At 71.9% G+C, this 18,323-nt stretch carries 15 protein-coding genes; 9 read left to right on the top strand and 6 right to left on the bottom strand.

Annotation, left to right across the window (positions count from 1 at the left end; all coding sequences use genetic code 11):
- Nucleotides 1-131: 131 nt before the first annotated feature.
- The 5 genes from N865_RS09645 (at nt 132) to N865_RS09625 (ending at nt 6,237) form a co-directional block, all read left to right on the top strand.
- On the top strand, nt 132-1,262 hold the full coding sequence (locus N865_RS09645; RefSeq protein WP_051510415.1) for a DNA polymerase III subunit beta family protein: 1,131 nt from the start codon (nt 132-134) through the stop codon (nt 1,260-1,262).
- Nucleotides 1,263-1,608: 346 nt separating this feature from the next.
- Complete coding sequence (locus tag N865_RS09640) at nt 1,609-3,207, top strand: ABC-F family ATP-binding cassette domain-containing protein (protein ID WP_034804778.1); 1,599 nt, start codon at nt 1,609-1,611, stop codon at nt 3,205-3,207.
- Between the two features lie 77 nt (nt 3,208-3,284).
- Nucleotides 3,285-3,470 carry a hypothetical protein gene (locus N865_RS09635; RefSeq protein ID WP_034804776.1) on the top strand — a complete coding sequence of 62 codons (186 nt, stop codon included), beginning with the start codon at nt 3,285-3,287 and terminating at the stop codon, nt 3,468-3,470.
- A 26-nt stretch (nt 3,471-3,496) separates the two neighbouring features.
- A complete protein-coding gene (locus N865_RS09630) occupies nt 3,497-4,270 on the top strand; it encodes an enoyl-CoA hydratase/isomerase family protein (RefSeq protein WP_034804774.1) in 774 nt (257 codons plus the stop codon).
- 74 nt (nt 4,271-4,344) lie between these two features.
- A complete protein-coding gene (locus tag N865_RS09625) occupies nt 4,345-6,237 on the top strand; it encodes an ABC transporter ATP-binding protein (protein ID WP_051510419.1) in 1,893 nt (630 codons plus the stop codon).
- A gap of 70 nt (nt 6,238-6,307) precedes the next feature.
- Here the strand turns inward: N865_RS09625 and N865_RS09620 are convergent, their stop codons facing one another.
- Nucleotides 6,308-7,117: an SURF1 family cytochrome oxidase biogenesis protein gene (locus N865_RS09620; protein ID WP_034804772.1), complete on the bottom strand. Its 810-nt coding sequence runs from the start codon at nt 7,115-7,117 to the stop codon at nt 6,308-6,310.
- Between the two features lie 32 nt (nt 7,118-7,149).
- Between N865_RS09620 and moaA the strand changes: the two genes are divergently transcribed.
- A complete protein-coding gene (gene moaA, locus N865_RS09615; protein ID WP_034804891.1) occupies nt 7,150-8,172 on the top strand; it encodes a GTP 3',8-cyclase MoaA in 1,023 nt (340 codons plus the stop codon).
- Nucleotides 8,173-8,268: 96 nt separating this feature from the next.
- Here moaA and N865_RS09610 read toward each other — a convergent pair whose 3' ends face one another.
- A complete protein-coding gene (locus N865_RS09610; protein WP_034804769.1) occupies nt 8,269-8,526 on the bottom strand; it encodes a hypothetical protein in 258 nt (85 codons plus the stop codon).
- Nucleotides 8,523-8,816 (bottom strand): DUF3099 domain-containing protein, encoded by a 294-nt coding sequence (locus N865_RS09605; protein ID WP_034804889.1) that lies wholly within the window; start codon nt 8,814-8,816, stop codon nt 8,523-8,525. The genes N865_RS09610 and N865_RS09605 overlap by 4 nt, the downstream gene beginning before the upstream one ends.
- A gap of 88 nt (nt 8,817-8,904) precedes the next feature.
- On the opposite strand from N865_RS09605, the gene fabG reads away from it, so the two are divergent.
- From fabG to N865_RS09590, 3 genes are all read left to right on the top strand, one after another.
- Nucleotides 8,905-9,654, top strand: coding sequence for a 3-oxoacyl-[acyl-carrier-protein] reductase (gene fabG / locus N865_RS09600; RefSeq protein ID WP_051510414.1), 750 nt, complete (start codon nt 8,905-8,907; stop codon nt 9,652-9,654).
- A 98-nt stretch (nt 9,655-9,752) separates the two neighbouring features.
- Nucleotides 9,753-10,514, top strand: a complete 762-nt coding sequence (gene fabI, locus N865_RS09595) for an enoyl-ACP reductase FabI (protein ID WP_034804764.1) — start codon at nt 9,753-9,755, stop codon at nt 10,512-10,514.
- A gap of 122 nt (nt 10,515-10,636) precedes the next feature.
- Complete coding sequence (locus N865_RS09590) at nt 10,637-13,078, top strand: tetratricopeptide repeat protein (protein ID WP_245603718.1); 2,442 nt, start codon at nt 10,637-10,639, stop codon at nt 13,076-13,078.
- A gap of 75 nt (nt 13,079-13,153) precedes the next feature.
- Here the strand turns inward: N865_RS09590 and cphA are convergent, their stop codons facing one another.
- The 3 genes from cphA to serB all read right to left on the bottom strand — a co-directional run bounded on the left by cphA (nt 13,154) and on the right by serB (nt 18,255).
- Nucleotides 13,154-16,030, bottom strand: a complete 2,877-nt coding sequence (gene cphA, locus N865_RS09585) for a cyanophycin synthetase (protein WP_034804762.1) — start codon at nt 16,028-16,030, stop codon at nt 13,154-13,156.
- Between the two features lie 71 nt (nt 16,031-16,101).
- Complete coding sequence (locus tag N865_RS09580) at nt 16,102-17,016, bottom strand: cyanophycinase (protein WP_051510413.1); 915 nt, start codon at nt 17,014-17,016, stop codon at nt 16,102-16,104.
- A gap of 9 nt (nt 17,017-17,025) precedes the next feature.
- Nucleotides 17,026-18,255: a phosphoserine phosphatase SerB gene (gene serB, locus N865_RS09575; protein WP_034804760.1), complete on the bottom strand. Its 1,230-nt coding sequence runs from the start codon at nt 18,253-18,255 to the stop codon at nt 17,026-17,028.
- Nucleotides 18,256-18,323: the final 68 nt, after the last annotated feature.

Genomic DNA, 18,323 nt, shown 5'->3' with positions numbered 1-18,323 from the left:
GGCCATCGATGTGTCGGCGTCGTTACCCGCTGTTTCCGAGGGCATCTGCCGGGTCCCCCGACCACGGGGACCCTGCGCGACCCCGTCGCGGACTTGACCTTCAACCGGGTTGAGACGCGAGGGTTCTCGTCGTGAGCACCTGTGAGCACGACGACGAGCCCTTTCTGACCATCGGCGAGGTCGCCCGAGACAGCGGCCTGTCGGCGAGCGCCCTCCGCTTCTACGACCGTCAGGGTGTCCTCGTGCCCGCCGAGGTCGACCCGTCGTCCGGCTACCGCCGCTACACGGGGGCGCAGGTCCGCTCGGCGCGTCTCGTCGCGGGCCTTCGGCGCGTCGGTATGCCGCTGGGCGAGGTCGCGCTCGTCCTCGAGCAGGACGCCCGGGGCCAGGTCTCGGGCGCAGCCGCCGTCGTGGCCGCGCACGAGCGCCGGCTCGAGGAGGGCCTGGCCGACGCGCGGTGGGAGATCCGTCGCACCCTCGCCCTGCTGACCGGGGAGTCGGTGCCTGGAGTGGTCCGTGTCGCCGTGATGGCCCCCGCCCTGGCCCGGGCTGTCCGGTGCGTCCGGTTCGCCGTCGCCGACCCGGAGGGCGCGCCCGTCGTGGGGGCGCCGGGTGGCGCGGACCACGTCGTCCTCACGGGGGTCCTCCTCGAGATGGGCTCGTCGGGCCTGCGCCTCGTGGCGACGGACCGCCATCGGTTGGCCATCGGGGTGGCTCCCGTCGTGGAACCATCCCTCGCGCCCCAGGACCCCACCGGCCGCGTCGTCCCGACGGCCTGGCTCGACGCGGTCGTGGCGGCGTCGGCGCGGGACGACATCATCGAGATCGTCCTGCACGAGGCATCCGTCGAGGCATTCGCGGGCGGCGCTCGGCTCCAGAGTGCCTGCGTGCCGGGCACCTTCCCCGACTACCGACCGATCGTCGACCCGTACCTGTGGTCGAAGCCGGAGGCGACCATCGACGCCGGATCCGCCGGCGCGACGCTGCACGCCGGGCACCACGTGGACGCGGACGGTCTGGCCGCCCTCGTCGGGGCGCATTCCGGAAGGGCTGTCCTCGGCCTGCGGGTGCAGGACGGGTCCGTGGTTCTCGCGCAGGACTCCGCTGCTGCCGACGTCCACGTCGACCCTGGGTTTCTCCACGAGGCGCTCGTGGCGGTCGACGGACCCCCGGCCCTCGTCCTCGACGGTCCCGTCCGGCCCCTCGCGATCCGAGGGGCAGATGGCGGCTTCTCGGTGCTCATGCCCGTCGCGCAGCCGTGAGCGTCCTCGTCCACCTGTGCCGCGCCTGCGGTCACCAGCACGCCTGGCACGAGCCGCCGAACCGCGGCTACACCGGCTGCTCCTGCTGCCGCTACGGCAACGCTGACCTCGACCCCGAGCCGACCGAGCTGCCGACGATGACCGCGCCCGGCGGCATACGTGAAGGACTGTGGCCCCCTGACAGCGAGCGCAACGCGGGCAGTGTGCACGCCTCGCGGACGTGCGGGTGCCCGCGCTGCCGCGAGGCGGCTGCGCGACAAACGCGTCGAGACCACCCTCTCGACGCTGGCAGAATGGAGGGGTTGACTGGCCGCTGACGAGGTGCGGCACATGAGAGGGGAACGCCGTGATCGTCGCCACCGGGATCGAGCTTCGCGCTGGAGCGCGACTGCTCGTCGAGGACGCCAGCTTCCGCATCGATGCGGGCGACCGCATCGGCCTCGTGGGGCGCAACGGCGCCGGCAAGACGACCCTGACGAAGGTCCTCGCGGGGGAGGGCCAGCCTGCCGCGGGGACCGTGACGCGCACCGGCCCGGTCGGCTACCTGCCGCAGGACCCGCGCACCGGCGACCTCGAGATCCTCGCCCGCGACCGGATCCTCTCCGCCCGGGGTCTCGACGAGATCGTCCGCCAGCGCTCCGAGGCCGAGGTCCGGATGGGCAGCGACGACGAGCGGGTCCGCGACAAGGCGATGCGCAAGTACGCCCGGCTCGAGGTCGAGTTCGAGGCTCAGGGTGGATATGCCGCGGAGTCGGAGGCCGCGTCGATCGCGAGCGCGCTCGGGCTCGAGGAGCGGATCCTCTCGCAGCCCCTCCGGACGCTCTCGGGTGGTCAGCGCCGCCGGGTCGAGCTGTCGCGGATCCTCTTCTCCGGCAACGAGACCCTGCTGCTCGACGAGCCGACCAACCACCTCGACGCGGACTCGATCGTCTGGCTGAGGGAGTACCTCCGCGCCTACAAGGGCGGGCTCATCGTCATCAGCCACGACGCGGAGATGCTCGACGCCGTCGTCAACAAGGTCTACCACCTCGACGCCAACCGCTCGGCGCTCGACGTCTACAACGTCAACTGGAAGACCTACCTCCAGCAGCGCGAGACCGACGAGAAGCGCCGCCGCCGTGAGCTCGCCAACGCCCAGAAGAAGGCGAGCGCCCTGCTCGCCCAGGCCGACAAGATGCGCGCCAAGGCGACGAAGGCGACCGCGGCCCAGAACATGGCCAAGCGGGCCGAGCGGCTCCTCGCCGGCGTCGAGGGGGAGCGCGTCCAGGACAAGGTTGCCAAGCTGCGGTTCCCGAAGCCGGCGCCCTGCGGCAAGACGCCACTGCGCGCCTCCGGCCTGTCGCGGTCGTACGGGTCGCTCGAGGTCTTCACCGACGTCGACCTCGCCATCGACCGCGGGAGCAAGGTCGTCGTGCTCGGCCTCAACGGCGCGGGCAAGACGACTTTGCTGCGGATGCTCGCCGGCGTCGACCAGCCGGACACCGGCGAGGTCGAGCCCGGGCACGGGCTGCGGCTCGGCTACTACGCCCAGGAGCACGAGAACCTCGACGTCGAGCGCACGGTCCTGCAGAACATGAAGTCCTCCGCGCCCGACCTCGGCGAGACCGACGTGCGCAAGGTGCTCGGGTCGTTCCTCTTCTCGGGCGACGACGTCGACAAGCCGGCCGGGGTGCTGTCGGGCGGCGAGAAGACCCGGCTGTCGCTCGCGATGCTCGTCGTCTCCTCGGCCAATGTCCTGCTCCTCGACGAGCCGACCAACAACCTCGACCCGGCGTCGCGAGCGGAGATCCTCGGTGCGCTCTCGACGTACGAGGGCGCCGTCGTCCTCGTCACGCACGACGAGGGGGCCGTCGACGCTCTGGAGCCCGAGCGGATCCTCCTGCTGCCCGACGGGGTCGAGGACCTGTGGGGGCCCGACTACAAGGACCTCATCTCGCTCGCCTGAGCAACATAAGCAGAAGTGTTCGGTCACATAATGGACGCTTATTGTATTTTCTTGTCGGCTCGAGGACTCTTGGTGGCATGCCCGACGACCACCGCCTCGACTGCCCGTTCTGCGGCAGTGACGACCTGACGCCGCTGCCCGACCCGACCTCGGCCTGGTCGTGTCTCGCGTGCGTCCGGGTCTTCCGCGTCGAGCTCGTCCAGCCCGCCTCGGTCACCGGGTGGGGCGTGCTCCGCGTCCGGCCCACACCCGCTGCCGCATGAGGTGACCGGCCGGTAACGTCTCGGCCATGACACACCCCCATCTCACCGTCGAGACGGACGGCCCGGTCCGTACCCTCACCCTGGCGAACCCCGGGCGCCGCAACGCGCAGACGCCCTCGCTCTGGCGCGCGCTCGCCGAGCAGGCCGCGGCGGTGCCCGACGACGTCCGCGTGGTCGTCATCCGGGGGGAGGGGCCGTCGTTCTCCGCCGGGATCGACACCGCGATGTTCACGCCCGCAGGCGTCGACGGCGAGGAGAGCATGGTCGAGCTCGCCTCCGGCGGCCCCGAGTCCATCCAGGCGGGGATCGAGCGCTTCCAGGCAGGCTTCACCGGGTGGCAGCGCTGCCACGCCGTCGTCGTCGCCCAGGTGCACGGCCATGCCATCGGCGCCGGCTTCCAGCTCGCCCTCGCCGCCGACCTGCGCGTCGCGGCGACGGACGCGAGCTTCGCGATGCGCGAGACGAGCCTCGGCCTCGTGCCCGACCTCGGCGGGACCAAGCCCCTCGTCGACCTCGTCGGCTACGCGCGGGCCCTCGAGCTGTGTGCGACCGGCCGCGCCGTCAGCGGGCAGGAGGCGCTCGCGATGGGGCTCGTCAACGCCGCCGTCCCGCTGGACGAGCTCGACCGGGCGACGGCCGAGCTCGTCGGTCGCCTCGTCGAGGCCCCTCGAGACGCCGTCCGGGCGCTCAAGCCGCTCCTGCGCTCCGCGGTCGACGCCGACCACGCCACCCAGACCCGGAGGGAGCGCGAGGCGCAGACCGGCCTGCTCCTGTCGATGCTCGCCTCCTTCCGGCGGTGACCCAGGCGGACACGGGGAATCCCTGTCACCGCTTCGCGGTTTGATCGAGGGAGACGAAGGAGACCACCGTGGGCATGCAGCCTTGGATGGCGATGCGATCGATGTCGCGTGACGCGTCCGTCGCAGAGAAGACCCTGGCGCCGGGGACGCGGCGCCGCGTCCTCACGTATGCCGGCCCGTACCGTCGACCGATCATCGCCTTCCTCGCCGTCGTCGTCCTCGACTCGGTCCTCGTCGTCGCGGTGCCGCTCCTGCTCAAGCGTCTCGTCGATGACGGTGTCATCCCCAAGGACTCCGGGGTCGTCGTCCGGCTCTCCCTCGTCGTGGCGGCCATCGCCGTCCTCGACGCGATCCTGACCGTCGTCTCCCGGTGGTACTCCTCGCGCATCGGGGAGGGCCTCATCAACGACCTGCGCACCGAGGTCTTCGCGCACGTCCTGCGCCAGCCGATCGCGTTCTTCACGCGCGCCCAGACCGGCTCGCTCGTTTCGCGGCTCAACAACGACGTCATCGGGGCCCAGCAGGCCTTCACATCGGTGCTGTCCAACGTCGTCAGCAACGTCGTGTCCGTCGCCCTCGTCATCGCCGCGATGGCGTCCCTGTCGTGGCAGCTGACCCTCGGCTCCCTGGTGCTCGTGCCCGTCTTCCTCATCCCCGCCCGGCTCATGGGGCGCCGGCTCTCCACGCTGGCCCACCGCCAGATGACGCTCAACGCCGACATGGGCACCCGCATGACGGAGCGCTTCAACGTCGCCGGTGCCCTGCTCGTCAAGCTCTTCGGTGTTCCCGCTCGCGAGGAGGCCGAGTACGCCGAGCGCGCCGGCCGGGTCCGCGACATCGGGATCCAGATCTCGCTCAACCGGTCGATCTTCATGGCGGTGCTCACCTTCGTCGCCGCGCTCGCCACGGCCATGGTCTACGGCTTCGGCGGGGTCATGGCGGTGGCCGGCACCCTGTCGGTCGGCACCCTCCTCGCCCTGTCGGCGCTCCTCGCCCGGCTCTACGGCCCGCTGACCTCGCTCTCCAACGTTCGCGTCGACATCATGACGGCGCTCGTGTCCTTCGAGCGGGTCTTCGAGGTGCTCGACCTCCAGCCGCTCGTCGCCGAGCGGCCCGGGGCCGTCGACCTGCCTCCCGGACCTCTCGGGGTGCGGCTCGAGCACGTCGCGTTCCGCTACCCGTCCGCCGACGAGGTGTCGCTCGCCTCGCTCGAGTCGACCTCGTCCGGCGACCGCAAGGCAGGCGGCCCCGTCCTGCACGACATCTCGCTCGAGGCCCGGCCTGGCCAGCTCGTCGCGCTCGTGGGACCCTCCGGCGCGGGCAAGACGACGCTCACCTCGCTCGTCTCGCGCCTCTATGACCCCACCGAGGGCACTGTCCGGATCGGCGGTCTCGACCTGCGCGACGTGACGCTGGCCTCGCTCCGTGACCGGGTCGGCGTCGTGACGCAGGAGGCGCACCTCTTCCACGACACGATCCGCGCCAACCTGCGCTACGCCCGGCCGGACGCGACCGATGCAGAGATCCGCTCGGCGCTCGAGGCCGCCCAGATCAGCGGACTCGTCGACGAGCTGCCCGAGGGCCTCGACACCGTCGTCGGTGATCGTGGCCACCGCCTGAGTGGCGGCGAGAAGCAGCGCCTCGCGATCGCCCGGCTGCTCCTCAAGGCGCCCGACGTCGTCGTCCTCGACGAGGCGACCGCCCACCTCGACTCCGAGTCCGAGGTCGCAGTCCAGCGGGCCCTCGACGCCGCGCTCGCCGGCCGGACCTCGATCGTCATCGCACACCGCCTCTCGACGATCCGCCAGGCCGACCTCATCGTCGTCCTCGAGAAGGGCCGGGTCGTCGAGACCGGCCGGCACGAGGAGCTCCTCGCGAGCGGTGGTCTCTACGCAGACCTCCACGCCACCCAGTTCGCCACCACGAAGAACGGGTCGCACGCCGAGCCGGCCCTCGACATCGCGTGACCCCACTCGTCCCGGCTCGGGGCGGTGCAGCCACGGTGGCGGGACCACCGGTGGACGAGGTCTGACGCCGTCAGGCGTCTTCCTCGTCCCAGATCCGGACCTTCTTCGGCTTGCGGGCCGGCATCGCCTCGCGCCCCTCCGGGCCTCCCGTCTCCGCGCCCGCAGCGAGCTCGCGGCGCATGGCCCAGACGACGAAGACGAGCCCTGCGGGCATGGTGAGCCACCACTGGTAGGCATAGGCCTGGTGCGGGCCCAGCCCCTCCTCCGGGCGGGGGAGGAGGGCGAGAGGGTGCTCCCCGCGGGCCGGGGCCGGCGACTGCGCCCCCACGACGACGTAGACGTCCGCCGGTCCCACGGCGGGACGCTGGACCCGGGCGTCGGCGACGCTGATGCTCGCCAGCTGCGGCGGGGGAAGATCCCGGCCGAGACTCGGCTCGCCCGTGCGCAGCCAACCCGTGACCGTGACCTCGCCGGTAGCCGGTGCGTCGACGGGTGGCGTGGTCTCGGCATCGGCTGCGTTGGGCACCCAGCCCCGGTCGAGGAGCAGCGTCGTCCCGTCGGTCGTGAACGGGGTCAGCACCTCGAAGCCGACCGTCTGGTCGAGCGTCCGGTTGCGGACGAGCAGGTCGGCGCCGGCGGCATACGTGCCGGTGACGGTGACGTGCGTCCACTCGCGCTCGGGCGTGAGTGGACCGGCCGACAGGGCGTTCGCGAGCGGGACGGGCGGCGCACCGTAGTTCTCGGCGATGGCGGTGACCTTCGTCAGCTTCTCCTCGTGGCGTCCCCACTGCCACCGGCCGAGGAAGAAGCAGGCGACGGCGAAGACGATCGCGACGAGCGTCCCGATGATCCATCGACGAGTGAGCCAGAGCCGAAGCACCCTACGACGCTACCCGGCCTAGAGTGGGCCTCATGACGCGCCTCCCCGATCCGACCGCACGGCCCGAGGGCCTCGACGACCAGTTCGGCCGTCGCGCCCGCGACCTGCGCGTGTCGGTCACCGACCGGTGCAACCTGCGCTGCACCTACTGCATGCCGGCCGAGGGGCTGCCCTGGATGCCCAAGGACGAGATGCTGACCGACGAGGAGCTCCTGCGGCTCATCGGCCTCTTCGTGCGCGACGGAGTGACCCAGGTGCGCCTCACCGGGGGCGAGCCGCTCCTGCGGCGTTCCCTCGTCGACCTCGTCGCCGGGATCGCCGCCCTGCGACCGCGGCCCCGGATCGCGATGACGACCAACGGCGTGGGACTCGAGCGCGTCGCCACCGGCCTCGCCGCGGCCGGCCTCGACCGGGTCAACGTCAGCCTCGACACGATCGACTCCACCACCTTCACCCAGCTGACCCGCCGTGACCGGCTCGCCGACGTCGAGGCCGGACTGCGGGCCGCGGCCGAGGCCGGGCTCACCCCGGTCAAGGTCAACGCGGTCGCGATGCGCGGCGTCAACGACGCCTCCGTCGGCGACGTGCTGGCCTGGTGCCTCGAGCGCGGCTACGAGCTGCGCTTCATCGAGCAGATGCCCCTCGACGCCCAGCACGCCTGGGACCGGCGCGACATGGTCACGGCCGACGAGATCCGGGCACGCCTGTCCGAACGCTGGACGCTGACACCCCTCCCGGCGGCCGAGCGGGGGAGCGCCCCCGCCGAGCGTTTCCTCGTCGACGGCGGCCCGGCCACGGTCGGGATCATCGCGAGCGTCACCGCACCCTTCTGCGCCGCCTGCGACCGCACCCGGCTCACCGCCGACGGGCAGGTCCGCAACTGCCTCTTCTCGACGACCGAGACCGATCTGCGCGGGCCGATGCGCGCGGGAGCGAGCGACGAGGAGCTGCTCGACCTCATGCGCGGCGAGATGTGGCGCAAGCGCCGGGGGCACGGCATCGGCGAGCCCGACTTCGTCCAGCCCGAGCGGCCCATGTCGGCGATCGGCGGCTGACGTCCCTCCACGAGCCCGCCGGGCGCCGTGCTCGGAGGACCCGAGCATCGACCCGCGTCAGCCGTCCGCGTCAGCCGTCCGCGTCAGCCGTCCGGCTCAGCCGTCCGCGTCGGTCAGGTCCTCGACGCCGACGACCTCGATGAGGAAGCCGCGCAGCGCGACGAAGTCGGCGAGCGACTGGCGGTGGTCGTCGCACGCGAGCCAGACCTTGCGTCGGCCCTCGACGTGGAGCGTGGGGTTGCGCCAGATCACGGCGTGCCGCGCCGGGGCCCGGCAGCCCTTCGCGCTGCAGACGTGATCGTCCGGCCCGTCCGGCGCACCCGTGTCGACGGACCGGTTGGTCGGCGACGTCACTGCTCGAGGCGCCTGGTCTGGTCGGGCTGCGGGGTGACAGGCTCGATGGTGCCGGTCTGGCGGGGGCTGACCGCGTTGGCGACGACGACGGCGAAGTAGGGCAGGACCACTGCCCCGGCGATCGCGACCCACCGCATCCACCCGGTCGTGACGAAGAGCAGACCGAAGCAGGCCACGCGGATCCCCATCATCGTGAGGTAGCGCCGGACCCGTTGGTCCTGGTCGTCGGTGGTCGACGTCGCGGCCGACGTGACGGTGTGGACCACCGGCTGCTGCTTGGAATCTGCCACCACTTCACTGTAAGCCCGTGAACGCGTCCGCGTACCGGCGGGTAGTCCGTTAGGTTCTGCTCAGTCGTGCCCGCGGGACGGGCCACGCATGCCGGACGAGCAGCCAGAAGGAGCACACGTGGATTCGAGCGAGCAGCGCAACGTGCTGGTGACGGGGGGCAACCGCGGCATCGGCCTCGCGATCGCGCGCGCCTTCGAGGCGGCCGGCGACCGGGTCGTCATCACGTACCGCTCCGGAGAGCCGCCCGAGGGCCTGACCGGGGTCAAGGCGGAGGTCACCGACAGCGCGTCGGTCGACAACGCCTTCACCGAGGCCGAGAAGATCTTCGGAGGCCCGGTCGACGTCGTGGTCGCCAACGCGGGGATCACGCGCGACACCCTCCTCATGCGGATGAGCGACGAGGACTTCGACGCCGTCATCGACACCAACCTCGCCGGCGCCTTCCGCTGCGCCCGCCGGGCGGTCACCGGGATGATCCGCAAGCGCCGCGGCCGGATCATCCTCATCAGCAGCGTCGTCGGTCTCTACGGCTCGCCCGGTCAGACCAACTACGCCGCCTCCAAGTCCGGCCTCGTCGGCCTCGCGCGCTCGATCTCCCGCGAGCTCGGCGGGCGGGGGATCACCGCCAACGTCGTCGCCCCCGGCTTCATCGACACCGAGATGACTGCGGTGCTGCCCGAGGAGCAGAAGAAGGCCTACCTCGCGACCATCCCCGCCGGCCGCTTCGCCACGCCCGAGGAGGTCGCCGCCGTCGTCCGCTTCATCGCGAGCGACGAGGCCGCCTACATCACCGGGGCCGTCATCCCCGTCGACGGGGGCCTCGGGATGGGTCACTGACCCAGCCCCGGCCCGCAAGCCCGCCCAGCGGCATACAGCCGTATGCCGCCCACCGACCTCGGCGCCCGACGCGCCCACCACGCAGAAAGCTCTCAGACATGGGAATCCTCGAAGGCAAGAAGCTCCTCGTCACCGGTGTCCTCATGGACAGTTCGATCGCGTTCCACGTCGCGAAGATCGCGCAGGAGGAAGGCGCGGAGGTCGTGCTCACCTCCTTCGGGCGCACGATGAAGATCACCCAGACCATCGCGAAGCGCCTGCCCGAGACGCCCCAGGTGATCGAGCTCGACGTCGCGAACCAGGAGCACCTCGACACCCTCGCCGACCGCCTGCGTGAGCACGTCGACGGTCTCGACGGGGTGCTCCACTCGATCGGCTTCGCGCCGCAGGGCGCGTTCAACTTCCTCGAGGGCACGTGGGAGGACGTGGCGACGGCCCTGCAGATCTCGGCCTACAGCCTCAAGTCGCTCGCCGTCGCGGCACTGCCCCTCATGTCCGAGGGCGGCGCCGTCGTCGGTCTCACGTTCGACGCGAAGTTCGCGTGGCCGGTCTACGACTGGATGGGTGTCGCCAAGGCGGCCTTCGAGTCGACGAACCGCTACCTCGCCCGGGACCTCGGCCCCAAGGACGTGCGCTGCAACCTCGTCGCGGCCGGGCCGATCCGCACGACGGCCGCCAAGTCGATCCCGGGCTTCGAGCAGTTCGAGCAGATCTGGGACGAGCGGGCGCCCCTCGGCTGGGACGTCAACGACCCGGTGCCCGCGGCCAAGGCCTGCGCCGCGCTGCTCTCCGACTGGTTCCCCGCGACGACGGGCGAGATCGTCCACGTCGACGGCGGCGTCCACGCGATGGGGCAGTGACGGCCGCTGTACGGCCGCAGCGACGACCGCATTGACAGCTGAGGTGGCGGCTGAAGTGACGGCTGCGGCGGCGTCCGTAGGGACGACCGTAGTGCCTGTCGCGGCTCGCTAGAGTCCTGCTCATGTCTGACGCCGGCACCCCGCCCAGCACGCCCTCCACCGCTCCCGTCGACGACCTCCAGCCGCCGGAGGCCGGGGCGTTTACCGGTCTGTCGGAGCGTGTCGCGGGAGCCGGTCCCAGCGACGTGAGCAGCCCGACGAACGGCTCGGACAACGGCTCGGCGACGCGTGCCGCGAGGGGCTCGACGAAGCGCGCCGCGAAGCGGGCGAGCAAGAGGGGCCCGGTGGCCGAGCCTCCGGTCCGGGTCGACGAGGTCCGCGTGCTAGACGGACCCAACCTCTACTTCGCCCGTCCCGCGATCAAGGTGAGCCTGCACCTGCCCGGCTACCTCGACCTCAGGCGCACGGAGGCCGAGGCGCTCGCGTCCCGGCTCGGGATGCGCTCGGCCCGGCCGGGCAAGCGCGGGACCGCCCTGCGCCAGCGCTTCGTCATGCGCCTGCTCCGCACGGTCACCCGTCGGCTCGGCACCGAGATCGGCGCCGGACGCCTCGGGGTCCGCGTCCGTGCAGGGCGTAGCGCCGCCGACGTCGTCATCGCCTTCCCTTGGGTTCATCGGACCCGCGGGCGCGTGGCGGGGGAGCAGATCGGCGCCGTGCTCGCAGGGTTGCTCGATGCCCCGCTCCGCGCCGACGAGGTCATCGAGGCCGCGGCCGCCGTCATCCTCGAGGCTCCTGACGGCCCCGGCCCGAGCGTCATCACCCCCACCGTCCCGGTCGCCTCCGTCACCGGCACCAACGGCAAGACGACGACGACGCGCCTCCTGGCGCATATGTGCATGACGGCCGGTCTCACGACCGCTTGGAGCTCCACCGACGGCGTCGTCGTCATGGGGGAGACGAAGGAGGAGGGCGACTTCTCCGGTCCGGCCGGCGCCCGGGCCGTGCTCGAGACCCCGGGGCTCGACATCGGCATCCTCGAGACCGCCCGGGGCGGCATGCTGCTCAAGGGGATGGGCGTCACCACCAACGACGTCAGCGTCGTCACCAACGTCAGCGCCGACCACCTCGGCCTCCAGGGGATCGACACGCTCGACCAGCTCGCCGAGGTGAAGGCGATCGTGACGACGGTGACCAAGCCTCAGGGCTGGGTCGTCCTCAACGGCGACGACCCGCGGGTCTGGGCTATGCACTTCGGGATCAGGGCCAAACCGTGGGCGCTCAGCCTCGACCCCGGGTCGCCGGCCCTCTGGGAGTCGATCAACGCCGGCGGGCGGGGCATCACCGTGCTCGACGGGGAGATCGTGGTCCTTTCCCCCAACGGGGATCCCGACCGGCTCGTGCGGATCGTCGACGTCCCGATGACGATGAGCGGCCTGTCACGCAACAACATCGCCAACGCCCTGGCCGGTGCGGCCGCCGCCCTCGGCCTCGGCGTCCCCCGCTCGGCCGTGATCGAGGGCCTGCGGACGTTCGCACCCGACCCCGAGCACAACTGGGGACGCCTCAACACCTACACCCTGCCGCTCGAGGGCGGCGGGCGCGCCACGGTCATCATGGACATGGCCCACAACGAGGCAGGCCTCGAGTCGCTCCTCGAGGTCGCGCGCGGCCTCGCGGCACCGGGCGGCGCGGTGCGCCTCAGCCTCGGCTGCGCGGGCGACCGGGCCGACGAGGCCGTCGTGTCGATGGGCGAGATCGCGGGTCACGGCGCCGACGAGGTCGTCCTCAAGATCGCCGAGCACTACCTGCGCGGGCGTGACCCGGAGGCCCTGCTCGGACTCTTCCGGGAGGGCCTGGCGAAGGTCGGCGTGCTCGACGTGCCCGGCTACGGGACCGAGCTCGCGTCCTTCCGGGCGCTGGTCCCGCACACCCTTGACGGCGATGTCATCGCCCTCATGTGCCACGCCGAGCGGGCCGAGGTCGACCGCTGGATCCGCGAGCACGGCGGGAAGGTCGACGACGCGCGCGCGATCCGGCGCAAGGTCGTCTCGGCCCGCGGCGAGCACGAGCTCGAGGGCGAGATCGCAGCCGTCTGGGCCCTCGACGACGAGGACGCCCGGATCGCGGCCGCCCAGCGGCTCGTCGACCAGCACCCGGGAGATCCCCGCCTTCTCCACGAGCTCGCGGGGACCAAGGACTCGGCCGGGGACGAGCAGGGGGCGATCGGCCTCTACGAGGCCGCGCTCGCCGCCGGCCTCAAGGAGCCGCACCGGCACCGGGCCCAGATCCAGCTCGCGTCGAGCCTGCGGGTCGTCGGACGGCCTGAGGACGCCGCTGCGCTCATCGCCAGGGTTCTCGAGAGCCGGCCTCACAACACGGCGGCCCTCGTGCTTCGGGCGCTCGTCCAGGCCGACCTCGGCCAGGAGCGTCAAGCGGTGGCGGACCTCATCCGGGCGACCCTGGAGGGGACGACCGACACCGAGACCCAGGCCTACCGGCGGGCACTGCGGGCGTATGCCGACGAGCTCGCTCCCGTTCCCCCGGCTCCCTCCGCCGGGGGCTGAGCCCACCGAATCGGGCCGGAGGACCTGCCAGAGGGCGGTGCCGATCCCCGCACCGCCCTCTCGCGCCAGCCAGGGTCAGATCGCCGTGTCGTCGCTGCGCTCGGGCTGGATCTCCGACGTGGCCGCCGCCATCGCGTCACCTTCGGCCTCGGCGGACTCGGTCAGCGTCCCGGGGTCGAGGTCGGGGTCGCTGACCGCCGAACCGGCTGCGCCGGCTCGGGAACCCGCCTGGGCGTGCTGTGTCCGCTCCTCGAGCTCGGCGAGGACGCTGGCGTGCTGGTCGACACAGAGGACGACGAGGTCGCCGGGGTTGGTCCGCCCCATGATGTGGCGCATCGCGACGAGCTCGTCGAGGACGATCTCCACCTGGCGGCAGCGCGCGCCCTCGGCCATCGCGGCGCGGGCGCCCTCGGCGACGAGCTCGGCGGACTCGCCCGGCTTGCGCCCGCGCAGCCTGGCGTCCTCGCGCACGACGAGGACGTCGAAGTGCCGCGCCGCGACGGCGCCCAGCTCACGCATGTCGTCGTCGCGCCGGTCGCCGGCGGCACCGATCATGCCGATGCGTGAGGGACGGGCGAGCTCGTGCTGGCTCTTGCGCTGCTCGGAGTAGCGGTCGACGAAGGCGCCGAGCTCCTTCATGCCCGCCGCGTTGTGGCAGTAGTCGATGAAGACGTCGGCGTTGTCGACCTGGACGAGGTTGAGGCGGCCGGGGGAGAGGTAGTACGACGTCGCGAACGTGCGCAGCCCCTGACGGATGTCGTGAAGCGGGGCGCCCGCCGCGAACGCCGCTCCCGCTGCCGCGAGGGCGTTGGCCACGTTGAAGCGGGCCGCGCCTCCGAACGTCGACGGGAGCAGGTGCGTCCAGGCGAGCTGCATGCTCCTGCGCCCGTGCTTGATGACGATCATGTCGCCCTTGTCGCTCGGGTCGAGCACGACGGCGCGGCCGCCCCGGCGGCAGTAGTCGTCGACGAACTCGCGCACCTCGCTGCCGGGCTCGGACATGGTGAACCAGACGATGCCGCCGGAGCAGCGACGACGCATGTTGCGCACGTGGGGGTCATCGGCGTTCAGCACCGCAAAGCCGTCCCTGGGCACCGCCTCGACGATGACGGCCTTGACGTCCGCCAGCTGGCGCAACGTGTCGATCCCCTTGAGCCCCAGGTGATCCGGGGCGATGTTGGTGACGACGGCAATGTCGTTGCGGTCGTAGCCGAGACCCTCTCGCAGGATGCCCCCCCGAGCGACCTCCATCACGGCGAAGTCGACCCGGGGGTTTTGCAGGACCATGCGTGCCGACCGGGGGCCGGAGGCGTCGGCCTTGATGACGAGTCGCTCGTCGATGACGACGCCGTCGGTCGAGGTCATCCCGACCTTGCGCCCGAGCCCCTTGAAGATGTGCGCGATCATCCGCGCCGTCGTCGTCTTGCCGTTGGTGCCGGTCACGGCGACGATCGGCACGCGCGACTGCGAGCCGGGCGGGAACAGCAGGTCGACGACGGGCTTGGCGATGAACTGCGGCTCGCCGATCGTCGGGTGCGTGTGCATCCGGAAGCCGGGCGCGGCGTTGACCTCGCAGATCGCGCCGCCCGTCTCGCGGACGGGGAAGGTGATGTCGGGGCAGATGAAGTCGATCCCGGCCACGTCGAGGCCGACGATCCGCGCGGCCTCCTCGGCGATCTCGACGTTGTCGGGGTGGGCGTCGAACGTCCGGTCGATCGAGATGCCGCCCGTGGACATGTTGCCGGTCAGGGCGAGCTTGACCGTGACACCTTCGGCGGGGACGGAGTCCAGGGTGTAGCCCTGCCCGGCCAGCACGTCCTCGGCGTTGGCATCGACCTTGATCCTCGTGAGGACCTTCTCGTGGCCGACCCCCCGACGTGGGTCGGCGTTGGTGATGTCGACGAGCTCGCGCACGGTGTGGGCGCCGTCTCCGACGACGTGGGCGGGAACGCGCTCGGCGATCGCCTGCATCTTGCCGCCGACGATGAGGCAGCGGTAGTCGCGACCCGTGACGAACGACTCGACGATGATGGTGCCTCGGCGGGACTCGCTCCGCGCGATGTCGTAGGCCTTCTCGACCTCTGCGTCGCTCGTGAGGTTGAGGCAGACACCTCGCCCGTGGTTGCCGTCGAGGGGCTTGACCACGACGGGGTAGCCGATACGCCGCGCCGCGTCGAGCGTGCCGCGGAGCGTGCGCGTGGCCTCCTGCTTCGGGACCGGGAGACCGGCCGACCCGAGGAGCTTGGTCGTCAGGTCCTTGTCGCCGGCGATGTCGACGGCCAGGGCCCCGGTCTTCGAGGTCATCGTCGCTCGGATGCGCTGGGCATGGACCCCCTGGCCGAGCTGCACGAGAGAGGCGGAGTTGAGCCGGATGAAGGGGATGTCCCGCGAGGCTGCCTCCTCGAGGATCGCGGCGGTCGACGGGCCGAAGGCGACGCGGTCGGCCTGGCGCAGGAACGCGTTGAGCTCGGTCTCGAAGTCGAAGCCCTCCTCCGGTGTGACGAGATGGTTCATGAGCCGGACGGAGAGCTGGCCCGCGGCGACGCCGACGGTCTCGTCGGTGTAGCCGTAGATCACGTTGTAGTGACCGGGCCTGCCCTTGACGCTCCTGGTCTTGCCGCGGCGCTGGTCGTGGCCCGCGAGCGTCTGCAGCTGGAGCGCGACGTGCTCGGCGACGTGCCCGAGCCACGTCCCCTCGCGCATCCGCTCGATGAAGCCCCCGCGCCGGCCGAGCGAGCACGTGTGCCGCTCGAGACCGGGAACCGCGTCGAGGAGCCGGTCGGTGAAGCCGGGCAGCGAGACGGTGGGGTACTCCTCGAGGCTTCCGAGGTCGACGACGAGATGGATCGCCTGGCTGTAGGACCAGACGTTGGGGCCGCGGTAGATCCGCGTCTCGAGGATCCTCAGATCCGGACGGGCCGGGCCCGTGGGAGTGGGTACCTCGATGGCCATGGGCGATCCTCCTGCTGGTTGGTCGGGACACGCATCGTTTCGTGGCCCTCGGGCGCGTGGGTGCCGGATGGTCAGCGCGCTGCGGTGGTCGTGCGGGCGGCCCGCACCGTCGCAGGGACGACCGCCCCGGCGATGTCGGGATGCCGCTCGACGAAGTCGGTCAGCTCGACGTGCTCGAGGTCGAAGGTACTGCCCGTGGGGAGCGTGTGCACCACCGCGCCCGAGACGAGCAGCGGAGCCCCCCGGCGGGCGTCGGGCGCGTCGGTGATGGCGTTGCGGGCGTCGACGAGGAAGATCGCGCCGGCTCCGATCACCGACATGACCCGTCCGTCGCGGATCTCGGCGGCGGTGTTCTCGTCGATCCCCATCCCGAGCAGGTTGGGTGACGCCGCGACCATCGACATGAGGCGGCCGTAACGTCCCCGCTGGTCGAAGTGCTGGTCGATGATGACGTCCTCGACGAGCCCGAGGCCGGCGGAGATCTGGCTCGCGCGCTGCCGGGGGGTGAGGCCCTCCTCGCCGAGCGAGATCATGAACCGGCTCATGATCGAGGCGCCGGCCGAGGTCCCCGCGATGACCGCCCCCCGGTCGTAGGCCCGGAGGATCGCGTTGCCGACCGGGGTCCCGACGACGTTCTGCGCGAGCTTGACCTGGCTCCCGCCGGTGAGGAAGACGCCGGTCGCCGCATCGAGGTGGGCGATCATGGCCGGGTCTCCCGCCTCCCGTCGCGTCGTCGGGTGGACGACGGAGATCTCGCCGCCGCGCAGCCGGGTGAAGACGTCGCGGTAGGCGTCCGAGACCTCATCGGCATACCCGGAGGCGGTCGGGATGACGACGATGCGGGACCGGCGTCCGCCGGCGAGCTTGACGAAGCGCTTGAGCACGACCGAGCGGCCGATGCGGTCCTCGGCCCCGCCGATGATGAGCAGGGTGCGGCGGACGGGGCCCTGGGCGCCTTCTGCGGTCGGCGCGGCGCTGGTCTGCATCCGGTCAGCCTAGTGATCCTGGTGAGGGACGGGCGGCGCCTGGGTCGGCGTGCCGTCGCCCAGGTCGGCCTCCTCGATCTCCTCGCGCGAGATCCCGAGCAGGTAGAGCACGGAGTCGAGATAGGGGACGTTGACCGACGTGTCGGCCTGCGCGCGCACGAGCGGCTTGGCGTTGAAGGCGACTCCGAGGCCGGCGATGTCGAGCATGTCGAGGTCGTTGGCTCCGTCGCCGATCGCGACGGTGCGGCTGAGCGGCAGGCCCTCCTGCTCGGCGAAGTCGCGCAGGGCCCGGGCCTTTCCGGCGCGGTCGACGACCTCGCCGACGACGGCCCCGGTGAGCCTGCCGTCGCGGATCTCGAGCCGGTTGGCCCGCGCGTGGTCGATGCCGAGCTCGTCGGCGAGCTGCCCGACGATCTCGATGAACCCGCCGCTCACGAGGCCGACCGTGAACCCCAACCGCTTCAGGGTGCGCACGAGGGTCCGGGCACCGGGGGTGAGGACGATGTCGGCCCGAACCTCGTCGAGGACGCTCTCGGGCAGCCCGGCGAGCACGGCGACCCGGGCGCGCAGCGACTCCTCGAAGTCGAGCTCGCCGGCCATCGCCCGCGCGGTCACCGCCGCCACCTCCTCCTCACGGCCGCAGTGGGCCGCGAGCATCTCGATCACCTCCTGCTGGATGAGGGTGGAGTCGACGTCGAGCACGACGAGGCGTCGGCCCCGCCGGGCCAGACCTCCGGGGGCCACCGAGATGTCGATGCCCTCCGACGCGGCGACGAGCGCGAGCTCCTTGCGCAGTGACGCGACGTCGGCACCGGAGATGTCGAACTCGACCGTGGTCACCGGGTAGCGCGAGAGCCTCCGGATCCGGTCGATGTTGGCGCCGTGCTCGGCGATGCGGCTCGTGACGAGCGAGACGGCCGCCGCGTTGAGCGGGGCCCCGAGGACGACGACCGCGGCGCGTCCCTTCCGGGGGCGGGCGTTGTCCCCGACGCCCTCCGCCACCGTGAGCGTGAGCCCGAGGCGGTGGGCGGCGACGGCGGCGGCGTCACGAAGCTCCTCGACGTTGGGCCCGGGGGCGAGGACGACGGCCAGGGTGAGGTGACCGTGGACGACGACCTGCTGGATGTCGAGGACCTCCGCACCGACTCCCGCGAGGGCACCGAGAAGGCTGCCCGTGACCCCGGGACGGTCCTCTCCCGTGACGGTGATGCTGAGGGTCTGCGCGTTCGGTGAAGTCACGCGCGTCAGGCTAACCATCGTCACGGTCGGGCTCGCCGACCATCCGCGATGCGACCGCCCGGTCCGGC

The sequence above is a fragment of the Intrasporangium oryzae NRRL B-24470 genome (genome assembly GCF_000576595.1).
GTDB classification, from domain to species: Bacteria; Actinomycetota; Actinomycetes; order Actinomycetales; family Dermatophilaceae; genus Intrasporangium_C; species Intrasporangium_C oryzae.
Note: the sequence above shows the minus strand (reverse complement) of the source record. Positions and strands in the feature narration are given on the sequence as shown.